The 24,189-nt window shown below is 53.8% G+C and carries 21 protein-coding genes and 4 pseudogenes; 15 read left to right on the top strand and 10 right to left on the bottom strand.

Annotation, left to right across the window (positions count from 1 at the left end; genetic code table 11):
- The 4 genes from B4968_RS17480 to mgtE all read right to left on the bottom strand — a co-directional run.
- Positions 1 to 893: succinylglutamate desuccinylase/aspartoacylase family protein (locus B4968_RS17480; protein WP_083100692.1), on the bottom strand; the 893-nt coding region annotated here is incomplete at its 3' end.
- Positions 893 to 1,798, bottom strand: a complete 906-nt coding sequence (gene rimK / locus B4968_RS17475) for a 30S ribosomal protein S6--L-glutamate ligase (RefSeq protein WP_083100691.1) — start codon at positions 1,796 to 1,798, stop codon at positions 893 to 895. The genes B4968_RS17480 and rimK, both read right to left, overlap by 1 nt.
- 36 nt (positions 1,799 to 1,834) lie before the next feature.
- Complete coding sequence (locus tag B4968_RS17470) at positions 1,835 to 2,290, bottom strand: ATP-dependent zinc protease family protein (protein WP_241525824.1); 456 nt, start codon at positions 2,288 to 2,290, stop codon at positions 1,835 to 1,837.
- 2 nt (positions 2,291 to 2,292) lie between these two features.
- The gene (gene mgtE / locus B4968_RS17465) at positions 2,293 to 3,666 is read right to left on the bottom strand and encodes a magnesium transporter (protein WP_083100689.1); all 1,374 of its coding nucleotides are present in this window, start codon (positions 3,664 to 3,666) and stop codon (positions 2,293 to 2,295) included.
- Between the two features lie 80 nt (positions 3,667 to 3,746).
- Here mgtE and B4968_RS17460 point away from each other — a divergent pair, with 80 nt between their 5' ends.
- Positions 3,747 to 4,037: a hypothetical protein gene (locus B4968_RS17460; RefSeq protein WP_083100688.1), complete on the top strand. Its 291-nt coding sequence runs from the start codon at positions 3,747 to 3,749 to the stop codon at positions 4,035 to 4,037.
- A 138-nt stretch (positions 4,038 to 4,175) separates the two neighbouring features.
- Here B4968_RS17460 and B4968_RS17455 read toward each other — a convergent pair whose 3' ends face one another.
- A complete protein-coding gene (locus B4968_RS17455; protein ID WP_083100687.1) occupies positions 4,176 to 5,606 on the bottom strand; it encodes a B12-binding domain-containing radical SAM protein in 1,431 nt (476 codons plus the stop codon).
- A gap of 27 nt (positions 5,607 to 5,633) precedes the next feature.
- Positions 5,634 to 6,824, bottom strand: a complete 1,191-nt coding sequence (locus tag B4968_RS17450; protein ID WP_083100686.1) for a nucleotidyltransferase family protein — start codon at positions 6,822 to 6,824, stop codon at positions 5,634 to 5,636.
- A 157-nt stretch (positions 6,825 to 6,981) separates the two neighbouring features.
- Between B4968_RS17450 and B4968_RS17445 the strand changes: the two genes are divergently transcribed.
- From B4968_RS17445 to B4968_RS17385, 13 genes and pseudogenes are all read left to right on the top strand, one after another.
- On the top strand, positions 6,982 to 7,530 hold the full coding sequence (locus B4968_RS17445; RefSeq protein ID WP_083100685.1) for a hypothetical protein: 549 nt from the start codon (positions 6,982 to 6,984) through the stop codon (positions 7,528 to 7,530).
- 680 nt (positions 7,531 to 8,210) lie between these two features.
- Complete coding sequence (locus tag B4968_RS17440; protein WP_083100684.1) at positions 8,211 to 9,344, top strand: CgeB family protein; 1,134 nt, start codon at positions 8,211 to 8,213, stop codon at positions 9,342 to 9,344.
- A gap of 122 nt (positions 9,345 to 9,466) precedes the next feature.
- Positions 9,467 to 10,378, top strand: a complete 912-nt coding sequence (locus B4968_RS17435) for an aminoglycoside phosphotransferase family protein (protein ID WP_083100683.1) — start codon at positions 9,467 to 9,469, stop codon at positions 10,376 to 10,378.
- Positions 10,375 to 11,463 carry a hypothetical protein gene (locus B4968_RS17430; RefSeq protein ID WP_083100682.1) on the top strand — a complete coding sequence of 363 codons (1,089 nt, stop codon included), beginning with the start codon at positions 10,375 to 10,377 and terminating at the stop codon, positions 11,461 to 11,463. Before B4968_RS17435 ends, B4968_RS17430 begins: the two co-directional genes overlap by 4 nt.
- A 168-nt stretch (positions 11,464 to 11,631) precedes the next feature.
- Positions 11,632 to 12,915 (top strand): Rieske 2Fe-2S domain-containing protein, encoded by a 1,284-nt coding sequence (locus tag B4968_RS17425; protein WP_206601113.1) that lies wholly within the window; start codon positions 11,632 to 11,634, stop codon positions 12,913 to 12,915.
- A 60-nt stretch (positions 12,916 to 12,975) separates the two neighbouring features.
- A pseudogene (locus B4968_RS17420) lies at positions 12,976 to 15,051 on the top strand (GSCFA domain-containing protein).
- A gap of 345 nt (positions 15,052 to 15,396) precedes the next feature.
- Positions 15,397 to 15,585 carry a hypothetical protein gene (locus B4968_RS17405; RefSeq protein ID WP_083100677.1) on the top strand — a complete coding sequence of 63 codons (189 nt, stop codon included), beginning with the start codon at positions 15,397 to 15,399 and terminating at the stop codon, positions 15,583 to 15,585.
- 241 nt (positions 15,586 to 15,826) lie between these two features.
- Positions 15,827 to 16,738, top strand: coding sequence for a DUF4153 domain-containing protein (locus B4968_RS23210; RefSeq protein ID WP_139792887.1), 912 nt, complete (start codon positions 15,827 to 15,829; stop codon positions 16,736 to 16,738).
- Between the two features lie 38 nt (positions 16,739 to 16,776).
- Entirely contained in the window at positions 16,777 to 17,406 is a 630-nt protein-coding gene (locus tag B4968_RS17400; RefSeq protein ID WP_241525823.1) for a DUF4153 domain-containing protein, read from the top strand.
- Positions 17,403 to 17,680, top strand: a pseudogene (locus B4968_RS25880) (response regulator); the annotation flags it as partial. The gene B4968_RS17400 and the pseudogene B4968_RS25880, both read left to right, overlap by 4 nt.
- Before the next feature lie 210 nt (positions 17,681 to 17,890).
- A complete protein-coding gene (locus B4968_RS26260; protein WP_420916547.1) occupies positions 17,891 to 18,085 on the top strand; it encodes a helix-turn-helix domain-containing protein in 195 nt (64 codons plus the stop codon).
- Between the two features lie 374 nt (positions 18,086 to 18,459).
- Positions 18,460 to 18,918, top strand: coding sequence for a cell wall metabolism sensor histidine kinase WalK (locus B4968_RS23205; RefSeq protein WP_139792886.1), 459 nt, complete (start codon positions 18,460 to 18,462; stop codon positions 18,916 to 18,918).
- A complete protein-coding gene (locus B4968_RS17385; protein WP_083100674.1) occupies positions 18,884 to 19,624 on the top strand; it encodes a sensor histidine kinase in 741 nt (246 codons plus the stop codon). The genes B4968_RS23205 and B4968_RS17385 overlap by 35 nt, the downstream gene beginning before the upstream one ends.
- Positions 19,625 to 19,643: 19 nt before the next feature.
- On the opposite strand, the pseudogene B4968_RS17380 reads toward B4968_RS17385, so the two are convergent.
- Both B4968_RS17380 and B4968_RS26255 read right to left on the bottom strand, forming a co-directional pair.
- A pseudogene (locus B4968_RS17380) lies at positions 19,644 to 19,904 on the bottom strand (transposase); the annotation flags it as partial.
- A 763-nt stretch (positions 19,905 to 20,667) separates the two neighbouring features.
- On the bottom strand, positions 20,668 to 21,306 hold the full coding sequence (locus B4968_RS26255; protein ID WP_083100672.1) for a phage minor head protein: 639 nt from the start codon (positions 21,304 to 21,306) through the stop codon (positions 20,668 to 20,670).
- Between the two features lie 253 nt (positions 21,307 to 21,559).
- On the opposite strand from B4968_RS26255, the pseudogene B4968_RS17365 reads away from it, so the two are divergent.
- Positions 21,560 to 22,377: pseudogene (locus B4968_RS17365) on the top strand (transposase).
- Positions 22,378 to 22,618: 241 nt separating this feature from the next.
- Here the strand turns inward: B4968_RS17365 and B4968_RS26250 are convergent.
- Together B4968_RS26250 and B4968_RS17355 are read right to left on the bottom strand one after the other, a co-directional pair.
- On the bottom strand, positions 22,619 to 23,068 hold the full coding sequence (locus B4968_RS26250) for a hypothetical protein (protein ID WP_420916546.1): 450 nt from the start codon (positions 23,066 to 23,068) through the stop codon (positions 22,619 to 22,621).
- Positions 23,069 to 23,159: 91 nt separating this feature from the next.
- Positions 23,160 to 24,189, bottom strand: a 1,030-nt coding sequence (locus B4968_RS17355; protein ID WP_139792885.1) for a phage major capsid protein, incomplete at its 5' end; no start/stop codon positions are given.

Here is a 24,189-nt window from a genome sequence, read left to right as displayed (position 1 = left end):
CCAACGATCCCATTAAAGGGAGCGACAATGTTTTCTTCCTTTTCGCCAAACGGGTCAGCAACAATGGCCATGATATCCCCTTTGGCCACAACATCACCGTCGGCTTTGAACATCCTGAAAAGCCCCCCGGACGGAGCGCGCAGCCATTTGCTGGACATGCAGTATTGCGGGGCAGCTTTCGGTTTTGCGATCCCTTTTGCAGACAACATCCCGACGTGCCGCAGGACCCTCAGGATGCCAGCGACGCCTGCGCGTACAGACATTTCGTCAAAACGCAGGGCTTCTCCTGCTTCATAGAGCAGAACATCTTTGCCAATGTCCTTGGCAGCGCCGCGGAGCGATCCGGGGCGCAACGAAGATTGCAGGATGACCGGTGCGCCAAATACTTCCGCCAATTCTGCAGTGTATGCATTATCCGGTGAAATGCGTATTTGCGGCAGATTGGTGCGGTGAATCGCGGCAGAGTGCAGGTCGATCCCAAGATCACTGCGCGCGACGACCTCATTCAAAAACAGATGTGCCAGTCGAGACGCAAGTGAACCGCCCGGAGTGCCCGGAAACATCCGGTTCAGATCACGCCGGTCAGGCAGATACCGTGAGTGGTTGATGAACCCGAAAGCGTTAACAATCGGGACCACAATAAGTGTGCCGCGCAGCGTTCTGAGGTTCGGAGCCCGCAAGAGACGGCGCACGATCTCGACGCCAATCACTTCATCCCCGTGGATACCGGCGCTGACAAACACTGTTGGGCCGTCGGCCTTCCCTTGAATGACATGCACTGACATCGAAACAGGCGTATGGTCAGACAAAACGCTGACAGGTAGGTCAACAGTCTGTCGCGTGCCTGCAGGAATACTGACTCCCCCAATCTCAAACGCTGCGCGGCGCACCATTAGCCTTTACCTTTTGTTTTGGTATTGCCTTTGGCAGCACTGTTCTCGAGATACTCGATGATCTTGCCAGCAACATCCAAACCGGTGGCATTCTCGACGCCTTCCAGGCCGGGCGAAGAGTTCACCTCCATGACAACCGGGCCATGGTTGGCGCGCAGCATGTCGACGCCGCAAACATTCAGGCCCATGGATTTTGCTGCACGCACGGCTGTTGAGCGCTCTTCTGGCGACAGTTTGATCACTTGCGCAGACCCACCACGGTGCAGGTTTGAGCGGAAGTCTCCTTCAGCCCCCGTGCGCTTCATCGCAGCGATAACTTTGCCGCCGACAACAATCGCACGAATGTCGGTACCGCCGGATTCTTTAATAAACTCCTGCAACAAGATGAGGGTACCCGAGGCGCGGAAGGCTTCGACCACAGATGTGGCAGAGCGATCCGTATCGGCCAGAACCACGCCTAGACCCTGGGTGCCTTCCAAAAGCTTAATGACGATTGGCGCACCGCCAGCCAGCTTCAGGACTTCATCGGTTTGTTTCGGGTCATGCGCAAATGTAGTCACAGGCAGGCCAATGCCATCACGCGCGAGCAATTGCATCGACCGTAGCTTGTCGCGGCTCCGGCCAATGGCGACACTTTCATTCAGGGGATAAACACCCATCATTTCAAACTGGCGCAGAACAGCCAGACCATAGAAGGTGACAGAGGCACCGATCCGTGGAATGACCGCGTCATACCCTTCGAGTTTTTCACCGTTATAGTACATTTCGGGGCGACGTGAGGCGATGTTCATATAGCACCGCAACGTGTTGATGATATCCAGCTGATGACCGCGGGCTTCGGCGGCCTCTTTCAGGCGTCGGTGGGAGTACAGGCTGGGACTACGTGCCATCATTGCGATTTTCATAAGAAAATCCTTTCTGCCTCTGGGGCTTATCAGACCTTAAGAACTGGTCAGGTTGGCGCGACGCGTATGCACCGCAATGTTGTGTTTCTTGAGCGCTGTTCGGCCGATGATCATCGGAAAAGTCATGTTGCTACGATCCGCAAGCGACACGGAAATCGGCCATGACCGGTCCGTCAGCTTTAGCGTTGTACGAATGACGATCCGCCGTGATGGGATGCCGCTTGTGTTCTTGATTGCCCGACGGTCATAGGTCGGGCATTCGGCCCAGTGGAGGGGCGTATCGTCAGAGATTTGCGTCTGGAACCGCACCCATTCAACGCCGTCCTTGTCAAAGACCTCAATATGCCTCGCATGCAGGGCAGAGGTGCGTGCGCCGGTGTCAATTTTGGCCTTAAGCTGCCAGACATCGAGATCGGGCAAGTCCAGATGTTCCATCCAGCCGATAACCAGCAGTTCGGGTTTTGGCTTTTTCAGCCTGGTGCGTTTGTTCATGTTCATACCAGCCACGGCATCATCAGAGTTGCGAGGCTGAGGACGAAGAAGAACCCGGCCATATCAGTCACAGTTGTCAAAAGAGGGCCGCTTGCCACGGCGGGATCTTGACCGATCCGCTTCAACAGCAAGGGCACAACGCCGCCAATCGACACAGCAAGCATGGTGTTCAGAGCAAGTGCGGCACCAATCACCAGACCCAGCGCAGGGCTGCCCTTCCAGACCCACGCCACGATGGCGATCAGGATGCCCAGGGCGATACCGTTGATCACGCCGACACTGATCTCTTTTAGCCAGACCTTGAACGCATCTTTGGGACGCACCAAACCGAGACTCAACTCGCGCATGGTGACCCCAACAGCCTGGTTGCCGGAACAGTCGGACATGTCCGAAACCATCGGCAAAAACACAGCGATTGCGATCACAGCAAGAAGAGTTTCCTCATAGGCCGAGATGACAGAGGCTGCGATCATGTTCAGCACGATGTTGGCCGACAGCCACGCCAACCGGCGCCGCGACCGCAGCCAGGTCGGCATTGAGCGCAACTCGTCGCCAACGACACCCTGTAGTTTCAGGTTTTCGCTCTCAGCGCGCTCCAGCAAAGCCTGCGAAACCGCGTCGCGGCTGACAACGCCAAGCATCCTGCCATCGACATCCACAACCGGCACGCCCAGAAAGGCATACTTGTCAAAAATGTCACCAAGGTCGGACAGATTTGTGTGGGTCTGAACCGTCATCGGCTCAACCATAATAGTCGTCAAAAGGGCCGAGCGTTTGGTTGCAAGCAAGCTCCGCAAGGACACCACCCCAACCAGTTTACCCGCCTCATCAATGATGTAGGGATGTTGGCCGCGATACCGGTCCACGTCCTCGTCGTCTTTCGCGAGTACTTTTATCACATCGCTGACGGTCATGGTGTCGGCGCATTCGAACACCTCCGACATCATCAGGCCACCGGCAGTATCATCCTCGTATTCCGACAGACGGCGGACATCAGCGGCGTCCTCAGCATCCATTTTCCCCAGGATTGCTTCGGCTTCCTCTGTGTCCATGCCGCCAATCAGATCGGCCTGAACGTCGGAGTCCAGCTCATCCATGATCTCAACGGCGCGATCCGTCTCAAGGTCTTCCATGAGGTCAGCACCAGTCTCGTGAGGTGCTTCTTCGATCAAATCCGCTGCGATTTCTGGTGACACCAGGGTCAGAACGGACCGACGATCATCCGGAGACAGCTCCAGAAGCTCACGGAGCGCTTCGGACAGCGAAAGCCGCTGGAACAACGCGTCCAGTCGTCCCGCGTCGCCAGCCACTACAGCCGCTTGCAACTCCTCTGACAAATCAATGTCTATCTCGATCGATGTGACGTGCTGATTCATATTTCTGCCTCCATGTGCGCTCTTTACATAGGAGAATTTTTATTGTCTATAGATAAAAAAATATATCACATGGAGTTAAAATGACCCACTTCCAAGTAGCAGCAAGCCAGTTGGCCAACCTCTATAGCAAGGGATTTGGAGGCAAGGAGAATGGCCGGTTCCGAATATCATCGAAACAAGTCAGAGAGTTGCTGGGGAAAAGGCGTCTCTATTCAGATGACATTGAAAATCTGTCCCGCGCCGTTCTGGAAGAAGGCTATGTCATGATCGATATGGACAGCTTCTTTGTTTTGCTCAGCGCCAATGCGTTTGTGAACTACAGGCGGGTCAGCGGTGAAGCATTGACGGCAGAGATGACAGGGAAACCCTAAAGGTCAGCAACTGAGCGCCCCCCTCCCTCCGCCTTTGAAGTGGTCCGCGCCTACCGGTCTGGATATATTCCAGCCGAACGTTGCGTTTCTCTGCCCATGCCATGGGCGTGCCGCGCTGCATCGCCCAAGAGGTCTAGCCTAAAGCACCCAGTCGGGTTCAGAACTGCGGTTATAGCGATCAGCACGGCCTGCTTCGTCGCGCAGGCGCGGCAACATCGGCTTGTCCAGGAATGTCTTGATGACACGCTCTGGTCGCTCTGCATGTTCCTCGTCATCGCTGACCCGAATATAGCCATAGGGTGCCAAGCGCGTTAGCAGCGTGTCGACGAACTTGAAAATCTCGTCTGTCGTGATGTCATCGTATTCAATGACTTCGTGGAACCTGTCAGACTCTACATAGACGTCCTGCAAAAGCGTTGACCAATCTTTGGTCTTGAGCTTTATGCCGAAGCGCTCAGGAAAGTCACCCATAACAGTCCCGGGATACGGCGTCGTAAGGCTCAGCACGATCTGGTTTGGAAGAAGCTCTTCCATAAGATCGACGCTCAGCAAATGGTCTGCGTAGCTGGCACCGGGCAGGCCTGCCATCAGATTGGCCTTGATCGGGATGCCAGCCTCCCTCGCCCGCTGAAGAACCGGCATGGTTTTGCTTTGTTTGATACCCTTACCGCTCAATTGCAGGGTCTTCTGGTCGACGGCTTCGACGCCGAAACCAACCATTTCGCAGCCCGCTTTGTACATCCAGTCGAACATTTCCCAGTGTTTTTCGGGAATGTCGCTGCGTGAATTGACCGACCACCGGCATTTAAGATCACGGGCGACAATTTCTTTGCATATCTCAATCACCCACCTTGGTTTGAAGGTGAAAATATCGTCTGCGAAGTGGACGGCACTGTGCCCTTCAACGTTCACGATATACTCCAACTCATCAACAATCAGTTTGGGGTCGCGTTCTCTGAAACCGGTATTTGCCGATGCGCAGAAGGTGCATTTGAAGGCGCATCCTCTGGAACCCATCATGACCCCGTGGGAATACCTGCGGTGGTACTTGGCGGGCAACAGGTGCCGGGCAGGAACCCAGCGGTTTATGTCGAGCGACCGTGCGGTGCCTGTGTCGATGTAGTCGCCTTTTCCCGACTTGTAGAAATAGCCCTTGGGCAATGTCTGGTCATCCCGCAGGAAAGGACGGGTCGGGGACATCGCATCGAAGACTTCGCAAATTGTATCTTCGACCTCGCCCTTAGCGACAAAGTCAAAGCCCGCGTCGATACATTCCTCGGCGCAATAGGTGGGATGTATCCCCCCCGCAAACATGATGACGTCCTTGCCGCCATACTTTTTGGCAATATCAAGCGAGACCATCCGACATCCCGATGTGAAGGATACGCCGATTATGTCAGGGACGAACTCCCTTATGACATCTTCAAGGCGGTCATCGTCCACGTTCTGATCATAGATGCGAACATCGTATTTTTCCTCTAACGCTGCGGCCAGATAAAGGCACCCAATTGGGGACTGGAGGTAGAAGGGAGCAACATCAGGCTCAGGATAAATAAAGAGTACACGCACCGTAATCTCCTTGGCTAAAACAGCTTTTCATCTAAATCCCCACAACCGAGGCCACATGTCCCCCTGATCGTTCACTTCACTGGGAAGACGATCAATTGGCGGTATCGCATGACGTTCGACAAAATCGGCAAGCTCAGGAGTGAGATGCCCCCCCAGCTGGGTTTCGACAGCGCGCCATACGTAAAACGCGCCGGCCTCAAGCTCGTAAAATTCCAAAAGGGCGAACAGCCTTTCGGCCGTGTCACCTTTGATGTGTTCCACCAAACGCACCAGATCAGCGTATTGATAGATGCCGCGCGAATTGAACCGGTGCACCCCTTCCCAGTAGCTCTTGAAAATGAGCTGCAGCATCATCCACTCGGGCTGCGGCACCATTGCCGAATAGCCATGGCGAGTGACCCTTTGCGCGGTCTCGACCATTGCATCTACTTCAATATCCAGGCAAATCCCGTGATGGATATCCAAGGTAACGTAGCAGGCAAGGTCGCCATCTTCAGTTTCATGCCATGGGCGCGGGAATGGGATGCTGCGGCGACTGGCGGCATCATCTTCCGGTGAGAGACCCTGCACGATTTGCCGCCGATTGAGACATGCCAATTCGTAATGCTCTGCCTCTACAAGGTCTTTCGCAATCTCATCGACGCGGAAGGCATGGCGGTTTTCTTCATCAAAAGCCGCCGCCACAAACCCTTGCTGATTGGCAATCTGTTCGGCGGCTTTGATGTATTGCTTGGGGACCCCGATGTCTGCATCCAACCCCCTGCGCAAATCTGCTTCGGGGTAGAGCACAAGCGATGCAGAGGCGCCTTTCATCAAAACATACGGAATGCCCTGAGCCTCCAGTTCATTTGCTAGGCGATTGATCAGCAATGTCTGCATTCTGGCCAGGGCGCGAACTGCCGCTGTCACATCGCGGACATGATTGGCCTCAGGACTATTGCCGTATTTGGCACCAACCCAAGAGAACAACTTGGGGGCCGTAACCGGTAGTACATTCCAGTTCCTGAGCAGTAACGCGCAAGCTGGTTCTAGCTGGTCTGGTGTGAATGGAATAGAAGGCACAGCATCTGCAGGCCCAAAGAACCACGCGAAACGGTCGGCACGCTCGGGTGCAATTGCAATCGGTTCAGCTGAGATTTCTGCGCGTTTCGCTTGTTGAGCCATGCATGAATACTTTCTGTCGCTGCAATGGGTCAAACTCAGCGGGTGTTGAACCATCTGTGCTGACCTTGAGCCTTGGGACCTGCGGAAATTCACAGGTCGACCTTTGTGATCGGGTCGTCACCTGTCATGTGACGTGCATAATAGGTGCGTCAGCGGGGGGAAGAACCAAATTTGGAAACTGTTTTTTTGAGCCTGCCGGGTTTTGGCACCAATGGCCACTGGCCGCGTTTTCCGTCACTCCAACGAAAAACGCGGCAAGCTTTCAACCTGCTATTTCGAACTGCGGGTTGATCTTGAACGCCGGGTTTTCTTCGGGTCCACCTCGTTCGCAGGAAGACCCTCGCCAAGCCGGACAGCAATCGCGCTTGCCAAAGCGGTTCCGCCAAAATCAAGCCGACGGGCAACAGCGCTTGCCAGTGTGGAAATCGAAAGGCCGACTGCAACCGAACTTGCAAGGCGAGCGGAGCTACCCCGTGAAAGCCTGCCCGCAACCGAACTGGTACGCACCGGAGTCGTCAGGCGGGTAGCAATCGCACTCGCCAACCTTGCCGATGATCCGCGGCCAGACAAACGCGAGGCCACTGAGCTGATACGGGTCGTCGTGCTGAGCCGTGCGGCCACAGCGCTGGCCAGCCTGCGATCGGAAATCCGGCTGGAGCTGCTGCCAAGACGAACTGCTATCGCGCTGGCAAGACGGGTCTCAGAAAGACGGCCAGGATTGCGTGGTTCAAACGGGCAACAATGGCACTGGCCATTCTGACTTCCGTGCTACGGCTTGGCCGACGGGAACTGATACCGCGCGGGTTAAGTCGCAACGCCAAAGCGCTGGCGATGGCAGTGATTTCTCTACTACTAGGCATAATATCCTCTCCCAAAAAGTGACAAAAATTCTAAAAATTGGGCATGGTTGACACCCCCCGTATCGTGCTGAAAACCCGGAAAATAATCAAGAGTTGTCTTATTGGCATCTGCGCGCGCAATGATTGCAATGACATATGTGCCGTTTTGGATAAAGACCATGCAACCCTTGCCTGGAAAGGTGAAGACTTTGAAATAGCAAGATGAAATTTGCACTTTAGCGAGAGCGGATTCCGCATTTGTTGCTTTGGCAGCAGGGGCGCTTATTGGGTGGAAAAATTCCGCCTATCGCATTTAGCAGCGGCACAAATTCAATCAAACAGCACTGACATCCTAACGGGAATCACCGGTCGAATTTTTCGTTTCGACTCGCTACCACGGATCAATTTATCTGCGGAAAATCTAGCTTGACGATAGGTGTAATTACCGAGCGAACTCTCCATGAGATTAATAAAACATCGTAAAAATCGGCGGGAAAAAAGCGTCAAACATGCAAGCTTTGCGATAGCAATGCACCCTCCTTAGGCGGCGACCTGACAAATAGATTATTGTCAGGCCGCGAAATTCCGGCCACAAATAGGTATGAAAATTCTTAATGCAAACTGTCTACACAGCGGAGATTGGAATGCTGCCGGACCGCAGTTTCGAGCAGAACTCAAAAGCCATGGAAAAATCGTCAATCAATTTCCCGCCGATCATAACGGGGCCTGGATGTGGACGCAGGCGCTTCGTGAACTCGGACATGAGGTCGTCGAATTTGACTATCGCGCAAGCCCCATTATCAAGAAAGAATGGCGCGCCCGGTACCCTGCTCTTTTCCGGCCTCATGACGGACAAAGCTACAAATCCGGCTGGATACCGTCACTTGAAACACAGCTGATAAACGGCCTGTTGTTGCGGCAAGCAAAAAGGCAACAACCAGACATCTTCATCACATATCCCGGCGAACGAATTCTTCCAGAAACCATAGAATATATGTCCAAGACACTGAATATTAAGACAGTTCTTTGGTTGGGACGAGATGTGGTTTTTGAGGCGACGCCGAATGTTGTGGAGAGTTTCCCACACTATGATTTTGTGTTCACCATTGATCCACCGGCAGTGGAAAAGTACAAAAAGCACGGTGCCAGAAAGGTCTTTTACCTGCCACTTGGCTGCTATCCACCTACGCACAAACCGATAGAATTGACCAGTGAAGACCAGGCTCAGTACGCGGGAGCTGTTTCGTTTGTAGGGCAATTGTTCGATGACCGGCCCGAAGTCCTGAGCCAGCTTGTGGGCGATAATATCAATTTTTGGACCCATTGGTGGGGCCCTGACATGGACCGAAAATACCCGCAGCTTTCACCATTGTATCGGGGTCAGGCGCGTGGGCGGTCCATGATAAAGGTATTGAACGGGGCTGATATTGTTCTGAATTTCCATCGCAAGACAAACTCGTATGAAGGAACCAATATGCGCACCTTTGAGGCCGCTGGCTGCGCTGCGTTCCAACTCACCGAGCACAAGAAAGAAATCGGAAACATGTTCAGGATTGGCGAAGAAATAGAAGTTTATTACGACATGCCAGACCTCAAACGAAAGATTGATTACTATCTAAGGCATCCTGACGAGCGTGAAGAGATGGCCAAAAACGCGCAACGCAAGGCCTATGCCGAGCATACGTACCACCATCGGTTCGACGAAATGTTAGACGTTATTAGCCAGCACAATTGAATTGCGCACCACCCTCTTACAAACGCATTGCAAATCACGCCACATTTAGGAAACCAATCTTTTAATTAGCTCAGGAGGCAGAATAAAATTGCATTCAAACATTCGCTCTTTTCTGACGCAGTATGGAACATAGAATAATTGCCCCATTTCTGAAGAAATTTGGGAAGTCCAACCCGTACCGCCCTGTCTCAAAAGTCCGGGACATCCTTCGCACCAGCGAAGCTCAGTTGGATGACAAGGTCTGCGCAGTCCAGGACATCACACCCTTACCACAGCCACAAAAAGTCGTTTTGCGCGTTGATTTTTCCAGTGGTCGAAGGGTCAAACTTCGGATCGCAAACAGGAACGGCCCCTGTTTTGAACAGAGCACCAAACTTGTGGGGGCTATTGGCGCGGCCTGTTTCCCAAAGGCGCAGTTGTGCATGGACGGCTGGACGGTGTTCGAGTGGATCGAGGGTGAAACGCTGGAAAATCATGATGCTAACTCGGATGTGGTCGATAAGGCGGCGCGCCTACTCGCCGCGTTTCATGCCGTAAACTGTCCGCCAAATACGGCCACACCAGAGGCTATATTGAAAGATGTGAGGTCAAATCTGCATCAGAAACTACCTGTGCTGGTCGCGTACAAGGTGATTAGCGCGTCGCAGTCGCAGCAGGTCGTGCATCTGGGGGGCGCCCTTGCTATCGCCGCGTCAGACATTCGACTTACTCACGGCGATTTTTCTCCAGCCAACTTAGTGCTGCGCGGGGACGACCTCTGCTCGATCGACAATGAAAAGGTTGGATTTCATATCGCAGATTATGATGCGTGCAGGGCGGCGTCGTTTTGGGATGAATGGAATATGTCGGGGGATCGTCTTTTGGAAGAGTACTCAACACAGTCGGGAAGGGTGTTAACGCCGCAAAGCCAGCTATTCTGGTCCCTGTTCGATTTGAGCTACAGAATAAGTCACCGGATTTTGTCTCATGGGGAATTCAACGATTTTTGCATCACGAAATTGCGCAGACTATTGAGCAAGAAAGTATTGGCATGATCACTTTAGAGGCGCTTCAAAAAATTGGGCATGATGACGCGGTTCACTCTGAGGGTTTTGTTTTAGACAAGCAAACAATGCGTCTCGCGTCATCCAGTGCTGAACTCCTTGATGACTTGCGGTCATTCTTTTGCCCGTACATTTCGCATGGTGACAAGGCAGCAAAACCAGCACGTATCTGCGACATCACACATGTTGAGAACCAGACAATCTTTGACCTGATCAAGAGCAACCTGCCCGCGTCTCCTGATCGGCTGATACCGACCTCGCTTAACCATGATGTAGACTACAATCTGCGGTTCTTTCGGTCTGAATTGGGTGACGCGTCCGTTATCGAGGACGCGCTGCTTGGGTTGCTCTATGTTACCCTCAATCACGGGCAAGACATCATGATCGTCAGCGCAGCTGGATCCAGAACGCGAACCGGCGTGTTGCGGCTGATCCGCAGCCTATGGGTACTGGGCCACAGCGCACCGATCCTGCATGGCTGTGTGGTAGCAAAACAGGGTCGTGGGATCGCCATTGCAGGCAACAAATATGCTGGCAAAACCACATCCCTTTTGAACCTGTGCACCACCCGTGGCTACAATATCGTCGCAAATGATCGGGCGATGTTAGTGGCCGATACGCCAGGTAAAAGGTTAAAGGCCGTTGGCGTCCCTACTGTGGTCAACATACGGCGCAATACGGTGAAACCGTTTCCGAATTTCCACCATCTGTTTGACGCATCTTTGTACAGTGTCGGTGATTTGGCCAAGGCGCTGAACGTCCCGATCACACGAGACGTCGAGATTGGGGCTGTCGTTTTCCTGTCCTACCTCAGCACTTGCGACGCCCCTCAAACCCGCCGCCTGTCACCGGATGAAGCGCATCAAATACTGGCCACCCATTTGCTTTCGACCAAAGAATATGAGTGGGCAAATGAAGTGAGCTCAAATCGAACTTTGACCAAAAGACCAGCCACCGCCAATCCGCCTGTGCTTGATGCAGTTCCATGTTTCGAATTGAAGAGCAACGAAACGCAACTTGAAGCTGTGGCTTCAATTCTGGATACTTGGTGCCAATCGGGCCTGTCCGACGTCTGATTTTTAAACACGGGCCTCGTCCATAACGCAAAAAGGGGGCTTCATTATTTTGTCGCCTCCTACGAGCCTCCTGGCAATACGTTGTCTAAACACTTCAATTTCGGGATGAATTAGATGCTTTCAGAGAAAGAGAATAAAAGACTAACTCAAGTCGGCCCTGGCACACCGATGGGCAATCTCATGCGGCAATACTGGATCCCAATCCGGCCCAGTGCGCAAATTCTGCAGGAAGATGTTCTGCCGGTGCGCGTGTTGGGAGAGGATCTGGTTCTCTTTCGTAGTCTAAAGGGCAAGGTGGGCCTTGTCGGGGAACGTTGCCCGCACCGGATGGCAAAACTGATGTATGGCTTTCCCGATCATGATGGCCTGCGGTGCTGCTATCACGGCTGGAAGTTCGACCATAAGGGTCAATGCATTGATATGCCGCTGGAATCGGCTGAAGCAGCCGCGAAGAGTAACATAAAGATCGCAGCATATCCCGCCCAGGAAATGGGCGGACTTGTCTGGGCCTATCTTGGGCCCGCCCCTGCCCCGCAGCTTCCACCGTGGGATTTGTTTGTTCAAACCAATGCCATTCGGCAGATCGGGATAATGAAGTTACCGTGTAACTGGCTACAGGCACACGAAAACTCAGGCGATCCAACCCATAGCGCCTCGCTACACGGCGAGTATTTCAAATACGTTTTGAAAAAGGCGGGTAAGTTGGACAACCTGGAGAAAGGCCAGAGGGATGCCCTGGATGCGCGCGTCCGGCTTGGCGACGGCATGGACTCATTGTGGTTTGAGCCAAGCCGGCATGGGCTCAGGAAAGGCATCAAATACACCAAGGCGCTTGGGGCCGAAAGTGACCACAGTTCTGAACATTCCACCATCATCTTTCCCTTCCTGACGCAAACAGGTGGACCCGGGCAGGTCAGGCAGGAGTTCCAGATCCGCGTGCCGATTGATGATACCAACACCTACCATATCAACTATGGGTGTTTTCTGGGCACCAGCGAGATCAAAGCGCCCGTGCAAGACGTCATCCCCTGGTACACTGTGCCATTGTATGATGACGATGGCCGCCCGGTTCTGGACAATATTCTGTCGCAAGACGCCCACGCGTGGATCGCTCAGGGGCCGATAACGGACCGTACCAAGGAACATCTGCGCAAAACAGATGTGCCGGTCATTCAGATCCGAAAACAGCTTGAGCAACAGTTGCGCCTGTTAGAGGACGGCGCTGTGCCGATGAATGTATTCCAGCAAGGGAGTGACATGCCCGACGTACTGCATGGTGGCAAATGGGATGTCACCGAAAACAGCGCAGAGAGTGCCTCTGCGGCATCTGCATCGGCCTATAATCGTGGCTACAACGTGTATGAAGATGCCAATCGATATGGTCCGGCCCTGCCCGACATCATCGAGTTGATGCACACAATCGACAAAGCCAGCCGGGCGCCAAAGCCCTAGAGGCCACGGGTTTGAAAACTCCGGCATCACTGCGGAATTTGGCGCAAACCTCTTTGCTGGATGTGTTTTGATGGGACTGAATTGCCGGGTCTCACCACATGCAGCCCTTCGATGGAGGCCAGGATGAGAATTTTGCTAATCGGAAACTGTCAGGTCGCAGGGCTTGCGGACTGTTTAAGAGTGCGCCTTGGTCCTGAAACGACCGTTCACTCATTCCTCGCAGCCAACTGGCAAAGGTTTGATCAGGACAAACAACGCAGTTTTCGAGGTGCCGATTATGTATTGCACCATCTGTCCCGCAAGACAGTGAGCGCCGTCGAAGACATGGCCAGGTGGTCTCCCAACAGCAAATTCGTTGCCGTTCCGCGCCTGATTTTCCGTGGATTTCACCCCGATATGGTGAACCTGAAATTTGACGGCCTGTCCTTTCGAAATGAATTCGGGCCCTACCATTCAGCGATCGCTGTTTGCGCCTATAAAATGGGCCTTAGCGTGGCACAGACCGCGCCGCTTTTCGCGACAAATTTGTTCCAGAAGCTGGGCTATTTCGCGGCCTATGAACAATCCAGGCAGGAACTGTTTGCCGAAGCTCATTTGTGCGGCCTGGACCTAGCGCCCGCCTTTGCGCGGTGGCAGTCATTCGGGTGCTTCATGCATACCGTAAACCATCCAAAAGTGATCGCTTTGGCAGATCTCGTTGAGTTGATTGTTGAAAAAATTGGCCTGGATACTATTGCCGCCAATAACTGGCAATTCATCCAGGATCGGCTCGTCCCCTACCCCGCTTGGGCAACCTATCCGGATTTGGCACACCGATTGGGTATCCAAAGCGGCTTTCAGTTTAAAAAAAACACCATCGGACGATTGGATGACACGGCCGGCATAGTGGTCGGTTTACGGGATTTCGTTGCAGCAGAATTCCGTTCCTTTGCGGAGCTGCCAAAACAAGATGCCAAGTTTATCCCGGAGATCGATATCGCTGGCTACGATGCGGCCATCCGTGCGACCCTCCGAGAAATGCTGGCAGAGCCTGCAAGCAAGGCTCCCGCTGTGGGGGGCAGCGAAACGGTCGCTCACCCCTATCGGGGGCTGCCGGGCTATCAATTTTGGCGCAAATCGGTCAGCGAAGTCGACCTGCAAGACATTGATCCTGTTCTAGGCGGAAAATTTCGCATCACTAGACAGGAACGTATTGCAAGCGCCGGAAGCTGTTTTGCGCAGCACATCTCCAAGGCTCTTAACAACTGCGGGCATACCTATCTCACAACCGAGCCCGCCCCGCCTTATATGACGTCGCAAGAGGCCGCCGCGAATAACTATGGCGTGTTTTCAGCGCGATACGCCAACCTGTACACAGCTCGCCAGTTGCGCCAGCTGTTTGACAGAGCTTTTGGTCACTTTGTGCCAAAGGACGCTGTTTGGGCGCACGCAGATGGCGGTTTCGTCGATGCTTTCAGACCCCAAATCAAACCGGATAGATTTGAGACGATCCAAGACGTCCTGGATGATCGTGCGACCCATTTGGCTGCCGTTTGCAAGATGTTTGAGGAAATGGACGTCTTTATCTAAACGTTTGGCCTGACCGAAGGCTGGCAGTCACTGGACGATGGCGCAATCTATCCGCTTGCGCCGGGCGTGTCGGGCGGCAAAATGGACGATGCCCGGTATGCGCCCATCAACTTCACAGTCGCCGAGACTGAAGGTGACATCCGATATTTCGTGCGCCAGCTTCGCGCGATCAATCCAACGGTTAAGATTATCCTGACCGTATCCCCCGTTCCTTTGGCGGCAACATTTGAGGATCGCAGTGTCATTTGCTCAACCAGCCACAGCAAGTCGGTCCTGAGGGTTGCAGCAGAAAACCTGTGCAAGAACGACACCAACATCGCCTACTACCCATCTTTCGAAATCATCACGGGCTCGTTCACCCAGGGGCGGTATTTCGAAGCGGATGCAAGGTCCGTTTCACCAGAAGGCGTCCAACATGCGATGAAGCTATTCCTGAGGCATTATGGTGATGCCGCAGCCAGTAAGCCCCCTGCCGCCTTCCCGCCGAATTCAGATGTTAGGCCGCCCAACACTAGCAGCCTGAACGAGTTGATATGTGAGGAAGACGCGCTCGATTCGATAGACTAACTTGGTTAGTTTGAAGTGGTCGCACCAGATGGCACCCGTTACCCCAATCGCATGACGTCTCTCTGGATCAAGGCCCCCGCGCTAATCGAAGTCCTGCACGGCACGGCTCCGAAGGTGGACACCGAAGCCTTTGGAATGCTGCTGACGTTCGATCAACAAGGTAAGGGTAAAACTGTTGTTAGTTTGCGACAGATGCACCCGACGGCTGCGCGCCGTACCGCTGTCATGCAGTTCGAGGCAGTTGGAGGCAGTTAGAGGCAGTTAGAGGCAGTTAGAGGCAGTTGAATTTGGCGGTCAGACTTTGGGAAAACGAGCCAAACACGTGACGAAAAAGGGCAGCAGAACATGAAGACTTCTGACCTGACGTCCGCCAAAACACCGTACCGCAACTTAAGGATTGCAGGCTGGACGCAAAGCGGTCTTTTCATTGCCTTGATGATCTTCTACGGCGCTATCAAACTTGGTCCACTGCAGATCCTGTACGATTCGATGATCGGTATGCTGCAGGCTGCACCGGCGGCAGCAATGCGGTAGGCGGAGGTTGCAAACTTTGGACATTGCGACAGAGCCGCCATTCGCCAAAAATGCAGCGAACAGCGGCCTGGAACCCAGTCTTCTTTTATTTTGCTTTGCAGCCCAGATCAGCTCAGCTCAGCTTTTACTATTGAATAGCTCGCACAATTCCCTTCTGCACAATGTCTGCACAAACCGACGGAATTATCTGCAATCGCGAACAGTAGGTTTCTGACTGAACACTCAGTGAGGAGACTGAAAGATGACAGAGTTCACCGTTCGTGGCGTACCTGGTTCGATAGCAAATGACGGATGGTGGTTGACATGTGCCCCATCCCCTGCCCCCACAGCAAAGCACCAACAGAATGGGCGATCTCCTTGCACGACCCAATCGTCACCCATTGGATTTTTACTGATCATAGCACTGATATTACTCGCTGATTTCCTTTTCTGGGAGCACTCAATTGGGATCTCGCTGGTGATATTTAGCGCGGGCCTCAGCGGGGCTGCGATTGCCAGCCTTCGCCCTCAATTCACCTTCGCAAAATGGGGAGGAATTGCCGGCATCTGGATTGCCTGCGTCTTGCCAACTGTCGAATATACACAGCTCGCCTCCGTGTTCATCCTTGTGACGGGGCATCTTGGGCTTTTGATCTGGTGCGCCTTGCAATCAAGTGCGATTGGCCCGGTCATCCGCAATCTTATTCACTTGCCTTACGTGATGCCGGTGTTTTCTTATCGTTCCGGCCAGTTTGCCATTCGTAATACAAGCCTGCAGGGCCAGCTAAGGCCGAGCCGAGAAACGGTGATGGCCTGGTTGCTGCCATTGATCGCCAGCAGCGTTTTCCTGCTATTGTTCTGGGGGGCCAATCCCCTTTTTGAGCGGTGGTTAGAGAGGGCAACGCGGATAGATCTCAGCTTGGCCGATCCCTCGCGTATGGTATTCTGGGCCTGCACAGCTTTTGCGATTTATCCATTTGTTGCCTTCACCAAGCTGGCACAGAGTTTCAGGCCGGAGGCAACCCCTCGCTTTGGTCTCCACAAACCCACTGACGGATTTATCAACGCGCGTTCAATCACGATTTCGCTTTGCTTGTTCAATGTTATGTTTCTAGCCCAGAATGTGACGGACATTGCGTTCCTTCGGGCGGCGCCGCGCTGCCAGAAGGACTGACATATGCGCAGTATGTACATCAGGGGGCCTATCCCTTGATGGCCACGTCGATTTTAGCGGGCCTATTTGTGTTGATCTCACAGCGGTTCATCACCTTTGCGCCTTTGTTAAAGCTGCTGTTGGCGGTGTGGATCGTACAGAACATCTTCCTGGTGTCTTCGGCCTTTGCGCGGCTTGAGCTTTATGTCGATGTGTATGGCCTGACCTATTTGCGGGTGCGTGCGGGGATCGGCATGGGCCTGGTTGTCGTGGGGATGGCTTTGCTGGCCTGGCAATTGTGGTTCAGCAAATCGAACTCCTGGGTGACCTCCGTTTTTGCAGGGGTCTGTGCTGCGACGCTCTATGCGGGTTGTTTTGTGAACTTCGGCTACGTGATTGCCCGCGTAAATCTTGTTCGGGAGGCAGGCCGGATTGATACCAGTTATCTGTGCCGGAATACAACTTTGGCAGTCAGCGCTTTATTGGAACATGCTAAGACTACGAGCAGGGTTTATTGTGGGGATGCAGCGCAATATCAGCTTATCGCGCCCGAGGGCTGGCGCGACTGGGGACTGCGCGATACACGCCTCGCCGCCGCGCAGCAGAAATTCCTGATGCTCAATACAAGGGATAGCGTGACATCAACCCAGCCGCGAATTACTAGTGGGGATGAGGAGATCGCTCGATGAAGCCCGACATTTTAGTTGTGGATGACGATGCCAGCATTAGGTCGGTCATTCGTATGGCGCTGGAAGACGCCGGGTTTTGTGTGCTCGAGGCGGCAAACGGCAAAGCAGCCCTCGTCGAGCACCGTCGCACCCCTCGCGCGCTGGTGATTTTGGACATCGGCATGCCAGAGCTTGACGGGTTTGAACCTGCAAAGCACTGCGCAGCTTTAGCGCCGTTCCCGTGCTTTTCCTGACTGCACGTGATGAAGAGATCGACCGCGTATTGGGCTTTCAGCTTGGCGGCGACGACTATGTCACCAAACCGTTTAGCCCGCGAGAATTGGTTCTGCGCGTCAAGGCAATTTTGGCACGTGCCCGTCCCAAGGAGATTGATGCCCTGCTTGTGCATGGCGACCTGACCCTGCGCACGCTGGCCTTTGAGGCAGACCTGGCCGGGCAAGTGTTGGAGTTGACCGCGACAGAGTTCGCGCTGTTGAACACATTGATGGCCGCTCCAGAAAGAGTACGCACACGTGATCAGATCATCACCAGCATTTACGGCACAAATAGCGTGATGTCGGGTCGCACAGTAGACAGCCATATCCGGAACCTACGCCATAAAACCCAGGCACTCGGCTATAGCGATATCATTCGCACCATTCATGGTGTGGGTCTGCGATTGGGCTCATGCACAACGTGAGGGTGCCAAATAAGTGGCGCCCATCCCTAGCGCAGTTGATCGCGGCTGTTGTCGGGCTTCTGGTCGCGCTGCCATTCTTTGGACTCGTCGCAGCGCGGGTGACAAGCAACCAGTTTGTCAGAGAAACAGAGGCGAGCCTGCATTCACAAGCCGCAATTTATGCTGCACGTTATGCACAGGCGTTTGCGGCTGTCTCAACCTCGACCCCGGATGGCATTCGTCTGAATGCAGCGCAGCGAGAGAGGCTGGCGCAGGACTGGCATCCGGTCGAATCCAATCTGATTGCGAGTAACAGCTCTCTGCTGCCGCCCCGGCCTGACCCGGTGCCTGCTGCAAGTGCCACAGACGATGCCTATTCACAGGTTGGGAAAACATTGTCGGAGCTGGCAGGAATTTCTCAAAAAACCACCCTGGTTGGCTTTGTCGCAGTTGATGCGCAGGGAAAAATCATCGCCAAAACAGGCACTGACACTGGCACTCTTCAACACGTTGGTGAAGTTCAGCGTGCTCTGAACGGGGATGTCGTGTCCGTCGCGCGTTGGCGCGAGGAGGAATATCGAAATCATTCGCTAAGGTCCGTTAGCCGTGACACGAAATTCCGGGTTTATGTGGCGCATCCGGTCATTGTCGCGGACCATGTTGTCGGTGCAGTTTACCTGTCGCGCACACCGTCCAACCTGAACAAATACCTGTTTCAACAGCGCCACATTTTTGTGTGGCTTTTGATCGCAGTCCTAATTTCTGCAGTCTTGATCGGCGCGTTCTTGTGGCGCTTTTTGACCCGCCCCATGCATCAGCTTGCAAAGGCAGGCGCGCGAAATTGCCTCTGGTAAAACGGAAACGCGCCTGCCGGGATATGGTGTCAAAGAACTGGCAGGTTTGGGCCAAAGCCTGATCGACATGGGGGCAACTCTGCGAAAAAACGCAGCCTCGCTTCAGGTCTATACAAAGCATGCAACACATGAGCTAAAATCGCCAGTTACCTCCATCATGGGCGCCGCAGAACTATTGGAAGCACCAAACATTCAGGACGAACGAAGAACCGCACTTGCCGCGACAATTAAAGCTGACGCGGCCCGTATGGACCGTTTGTTAGATCGAATGCGCGAAATGGCCCGCGGACAGAATATATTGGCATCCGCGCAGGGCAATCTGAATAGCATATTGCCAATTTTGCGCGCAAAATTTGATTTCTTGCACATTGAAATAGGCGGCGATGTGTATCAGCCATTACCGGTCTCTCATGAGGCCGCAGTCATTTGTTTTGGTCATTTGCTCGAAAACGCTGCAGAGCATGACGCCAAAACTGTTGAGATCACCTTTGACACAGCTTCACAGATCATCAGCGTGCAAGACAATGGGACAGGCATTTCCGCCGCTAATGTAGTCAAGGCGGCAGAACCCTTTTTCACCACCAAACGGGAAACAGGTGGCACTGGAATGGGTCTTACAATTTGTGCAGAGATTATTGCACAACAAGGGGGACAATTGAATGTCGAACCCTGCGACAGTGGAGCTGTGATTAAGATGGTTTTTTGAAGGAGGCTAGGTTCAGGACTCATAACCAGAATATGACGGTTGCAGCTAGAGCTATTGCGGAGAGGAACACCTTGGGGCAGCGATCATAGCGGGTTGCGACGCGTCGCCAATCTTTGCGCCTGCCGAACATCCTCTCGATCCTGTTACGCCACCTATATCGGCGCTTGTCGTACCGAACCGTCTTGGAGCGTGACTTGCGCTCTGGGATGCAGGGCATGATATCCCTTCCTTTCAGAGCTTCTCGGTACCAATCTGCATCGTAGCCACGGTCGGAGAACAGGCAAACTCAAAACACCGGACCTTTCAGGGGAGCAGGTCAGGCGGATTCCGGACTTTCTCTGCACCTGCGAGAGTTTCATGGCAGAGAAGGATTAGCGGCCATTCAAACCTGCATGCCCCTCGGAGCGATGCTGCGCACTGGACCAAGGGCAGCAATGCGCAGTAAGCGCCATTTGCAAAGTCGCGCTTCTCTCCTGAGCTTACCGTTGTTACCCATCGTGAATGCTGCAAAGCAGCCCATCATTGCAGAAATTGGCGCGTTGATGCAGCATTTTGGATCTCCAAGGTCGGCATCGCCCGGAGGCTGTGTGAATTCGCTACAGGCTGTCCAATGGTTGCTTTGGCGTATAGTTAATAACCGTGGTTATCACCGACTGCCCAATATACAAAGAAAGTTGACGTTGACGCTTCCAAAGTGTCTGTATCTGAGGCTGCCAGGATCGGCACAGCGTTAGGAAAGCATGCTATATGCGGAGGATTAATGATTAGGGAAAGCGGGATCTTTATCTTGATTAACGTCGGAATATCGTGGTTGCTACAGGTGGGGCAGATAACTTACCCAACTGGGCCGTTCCACACGTTGCCCATTTTTCTTATCGCGATTGGGTCGATACTCTCGCTGAATTTGTATCGTGCGCATGCCGTGCCGCAGATGCAGGTCCCCTACTCTATTATTGCGGTTCTCAATGTTCTGACGACGGTTGGGATTGGAAACAGCGGGTTCCTTACCTCGGCTCCTTCCATCTACAGGATCGTTGGAAGCCTTATCTGAATGTTATCCTGGCATCGACATTCTGGGTGATCGAGTGGGCTCGTGCTCTCGCCTTCAGAGTGCCTGTGAAATTGTGGCGTGTCGGAGAGCGTAGCTCTGATCTGCCGGACAGTTCGTAAGAATGAGTGATAGTTGTCGATCCGGGACCGGTTATCCAATCAGTTTGCCCGAGGCCAACGATTTCAACATCGAATGTTGATGTAGGACCGTCGCCTCTTCGACTGAACTCAATGTCGACCTCGTGCGTTACCGTAAATCCATCATCGCCACGGCCCATCTCAGATTCCGCAAGATCAAAAATTTCAACCCAAGGTCCCCAGCGACCGAAGGGGCCTGCAATCAAGTACTCATTTCGGATTTTAACTGGTGGCAAAGAGTCAGCTTCAGGCACTGGCTCCGCCCAACACCGGCAATTATTATCTTCTCCAGGATGTCCGGTTGAAGGAGGATTGCGCCACGAAAAAACCCGTCCGTCGTTGTTTGCATGTGAAGAACGGACCTTGTTGTCTCGTTGTGTACGCCAGATATAGCGAGACGTCGTTCGCTCCTGCTTGATTGATTGTAAGATCGGAGTGCCTTTGCGAAGGTACTCCTGAAAGGCTTTTCGATAGATTTTCTGATCAACAATCATAGTGGCCTGCCCAGATAAGAATCTTGATTCCAAATTATGGTTGACCAAGGTTCGCAAATTAAAAACTAGGCGCACGCAAGATTTAGCAATTACCCAGCATCCCTGGACGGTTCGCGTCAGATATGATCCGGCGAACCGGCCCTTCGTGTTTGATGCAGCTTCGGTTGAAATGGGTTAATTATGTTGAAAAACTCATCCTTGATCGGTGGTGCTATCCCTGTTTCAATTCCTTTATTGAATGGGGGATTCGGCAATGATGGGTCCAAAGCAGGAAGCTCAGGCGGCACTGTTCAACGAATTCTCTCTATAAGAACACGGTCCTCAAGATCATTTGTTGCGCTCGATTGATCGGTTTGTCGATCTGGATGACATTCGCCAGTATCTTGCCGAGTTCTACAGTCATACAGGTCGCCCACCCTTCGATCCCGAGCTACTGATCCGTATGTTGTTGATCGGTTATTGCTTCGGTATGGGTCAGGGCCCGTGTTAAGTTGGCTCGTGGATCGCGATATCAATCCTCATATTCTCGTGCTGGACAAAGCAGGCCGGACTGACGGTACATGGTCGCGCAACGCCTTCGAATGGAATCCTGAGAACAAGCACTACATCTGCCCTGAGGGCGAGTCGCTGAAGCAGTTCCGACGCAAATACTCTGACCCCAACCGTGGGCCTACCGGCAAGGGCGTCGCCAAGTACCAAGCTTTGAAACACACCTGCCAGGCCTGCCAATCGAAAATGAAGTGCTGCTCAAAAGCAGATGCGCGCAAGATCACCCGCGAAGAACATGAAGATGCCCGACAGGTTGCCCGTTATATTACAAAAACCAAGCAATACAAAGTCTCGATGCGGTTGCGTAAGAAAGTCGAAATGCTCTTCGCCCACCTCAAACGCGTCCTCGGGTTGGGACGGTTGCGGCTACGCGGCCCATGCGGCGCAAATGACGTTCGCTTCGGGCTTACGCGGCCCCAATGGGGCCACGGTCCCGGCTCATTCCTACTCGCCGCAACCGCCCAAAACCTCTGCAAATTAGCTAAGATCTTTCCTGCACCGCAGCAAACGTGCAAAGCCTGATAGGAAAGTCGCTTGCGTTCTGAAACAGACACCGCTTTCTGCGCCAGCAACACGTGTTTTTCAACACAATAGGTTCACTTCGGGCTTTCGCTTCTCTCGCACAATTTGGTTATATTGAAGGTCCGCTTCCTCGTGAGCCTGCGCGCCTGCAGCGACAACATACTTCCTGCCTTCTCCTTAGGATCGGAACGTCTCCTTCGGGCTGGGAGCAGTCATCTAGAAAGACGAGCCGAATGGAAGACTATGCCAGCGGGTCCCTAACCGCCCGCGAACACGTCACCGGAGCCAACTGCCACTGCAGATCCGCAATCAACAGGGTCACCGATCCTGCCGATCTGTTTGCCATTGACGTAAACTGTGTTTGAGCCAACAGCCAGATTGCCGCCATGCGGGGGGCACGTCGCGCATCCGTGGGACGCCCAGAGGCAGCATCTTTGGACTGAACGCCGGAGGCGGCAACTTTAGCCTGAACGCCAGAGGCAGCAGCGGTTTCAGGCACGGTCTGAGAGCCGGTTTCAGAAGGCACCGCGGCCTTGCTCTGCGAGGCAGTTTCACCTTCCTGCACCGCATCAGCAGGCCCCACCACCCCCGCCGCAACCAAATGCGCCACGTCGCGCGCTTCAGCTTCACGCGGCGCGCCCTGATCATACCATTTGTCGCCCTGGTGCGGACGGATCACTTTATAATCCATGGGAGTTTCTCTCTCTGGGCAAGACTGCCTGAACAAAAAGGGAGGACGCTTGAGCCGCCCTCCCTCGCTTGCGTAATTGCTTTCAGATGGATCAGGCCGCGAAGCCGAGATCGCCGTAAATGAAGGCCTCCGGGCGATAGATCGCCATCGCCAGACGTTCCTCCGCCAGGATCGTCACCATGTTTTTGGTGAAGTCATCGTTTTCATAGCCGGTCTCAATTGAGGCCTGCCAACGATCGAACACCTGCGCACCCATCTTGAAGGCACCGGTCAGGAACTTGTCCACCGTGATGGCCTGCGTCTGAACCACCTGCAGACGCCAAAGCATTGGCTGCGCGCTGCCCTGCGGATCCCCAATGATATAGTCGCCTGTCGAATCCTTGGTCAGCTCAACCCGTGCCCAGTCGATCGGGTGCAGGATATGGCCCGTTGCCGGATACTCGGCCAAAACCGCCTGCAGCATCGCCAGCCGCATCTTATCTATGACCGTCTCGCCGTCAGGCGCAAAGGCCGGATCGTAGGCCGTCGCATTGGGGATCAGCCCATGCAGGTTTTGCCCGGTGCCATCGCCATTCAGCAGCTGATTTTCTTCCTTGAAGTCCAGACCAAACAGCAGCCGCTGATCAATCATCGAGCGCAGCTGAGACACATCAGACAGCGCCTGACGCGACACCTTCATGTGATGCGCGATCACCTTGGCGCTGGTGGATTTCTCCGCCAGTTTGATGTCCGAGGCGGGTTTCCTACCGCCCCCCGGCACCGGAGCCGCGTTATTGTTGAACCCGGTTTCCTGCACATATTCCAGCGTATTGCCATCCATGCGCCCCGGCGACAGCAAATCCCGCACCGTCATGCGCCGCTGTGGCAGCGCCTGAATACCCGGCAGCCGCGTCACACTGGCCCCGACGCCAACCGCGCCATCCGTGTCCGTTGTGGCCAAGGTCAGCGAGGCTTTCAGCTCCATACGTGCCTTGGAGTTGCGGCCAAAGCCATCCTGGCCAAAGGCCTTGAATGCATCGCTTTCGGTGAACTGCTCGCCCAAGCTCTTTTGTTCAACTCCCCCGGCACCGCCTGCGCGATCCAGCTTTTGTTCCAGCTCATCAAGGCTGGCCTTAAAGCCG

Origin of the sequence: Pseudophaeobacter leonis (genome assembly GCF_002087335.1) — a bacterium.
Classification (GTDB): domain Bacteria; phylum Pseudomonadota; class Alphaproteobacteria; order Rhodobacterales; family Rhodobacteraceae; genus Pseudophaeobacter; species Pseudophaeobacter leonis.
Note: the sequence above shows the minus strand (reverse complement) of the source record. Positions and strands in the feature narration are given on the sequence as shown.

Excerpts from the sequence above, each read along its gene's own strand:
- B4968_RS23210 (WP_139792887.1), top strand. The coding sequence starts at position 15,827 with ATGACAGAGTTCACCGTTCGTGGCGTACCTGGTTCGATAGCAAATGAC.
- B4968_RS17460 (WP_083100688.1), top strand. The coding sequence starts at position 3,747 with ATGACCCACTTCCAAGTAGCAGCAAGCCAGTTGGCCAACCTCTATAGC.
- B4968_RS17440 (WP_083100684.1), top strand. The coding sequence starts at position 8,211 with ATGAAAATTCTTAATGCAAACTGTCTACACAGCGGAGATTGGAATGCT.
- B4968_RS17445 (WP_083100685.1), top strand. The coding sequence starts at position 6,982 with ATGGCCACTGGCCGCGTTTTCCGTCACTCCAACGAAAAACGCGGCAAG.
- rimK (WP_083100691.1), bottom strand. The coding sequence starts at position 1,798 with ATGAAAATCGCAATGATGGCACGTAGTCCCAGCCTGTACTCCCACCGA.
- B4968_RS17470 (WP_241525824.1), bottom strand. The coding sequence starts at position 2,290 with ATGAACAAACGCACCAGGCTGAAAAAGCCAAAACCCGAACTGCTGGTT.
- B4968_RS17430 (WP_083100682.1), top strand. The coding sequence starts at position 10,375 with ATGATCACTTTAGAGGCGCTTCAAAAAATTGGGCATGATGACGCGGTT.
- B4968_RS17450 (WP_083100686.1), bottom strand. The coding sequence starts at position 6,824 with ATGGTTCAACACCCGCTGAGTTTGACCCATTGCAGCGACAGAAAGTAT.
- B4968_RS17425 (WP_206601113.1), top strand. The coding sequence starts at position 11,632 with ATGGGCAATCTCATGCGGCAATACTGGATCCCAATCCGGCCCAGTGCG.
- B4968_RS17405 (WP_083100677.1), top strand. The coding sequence starts at position 15,397 with ATGAAGACTTCTGACCTGACGTCCGCCAAAACACCGTACCGCAACTTA.
- mgtE (WP_083100689.1), bottom strand. The coding sequence starts at position 3,666 with ATGAATCAGCACGTCACATCGATCGAGATAGACATTGATTTGTCAGAG.
- B4968_RS26260 (WP_420916547.1), top strand. The coding sequence starts at position 17,891 with ATGGCCGCTCCAGAAAGAGTACGCACACGTGATCAGATCATCACCAGC.
- B4968_RS17400 (WP_241525823.1), top strand. The coding sequence starts at position 16,777 with ATGGCCACGTCGATTTTAGCGGGCCTATTTGTGTTGATCTCACAGCGG.
- B4968_RS17435 (WP_083100683.1), top strand. The coding sequence starts at position 9,467 with ATGGAACATAGAATAATTGCCCCATTTCTGAAGAAATTTGGGAAGTCC.
- B4968_RS26255 (WP_083100672.1), bottom strand. The coding sequence starts at position 21,306 with ATGATTGTTGATCAGAAAATCTATCGAAAAGCCTTTCAGGAGTACCTT.
- B4968_RS26250 (WP_420916546.1), bottom strand. The coding sequence starts at position 23,068 with ATGGATTATAAAGTGATCCGTCCGCACCAGGGCGACAAATGGTATGAT.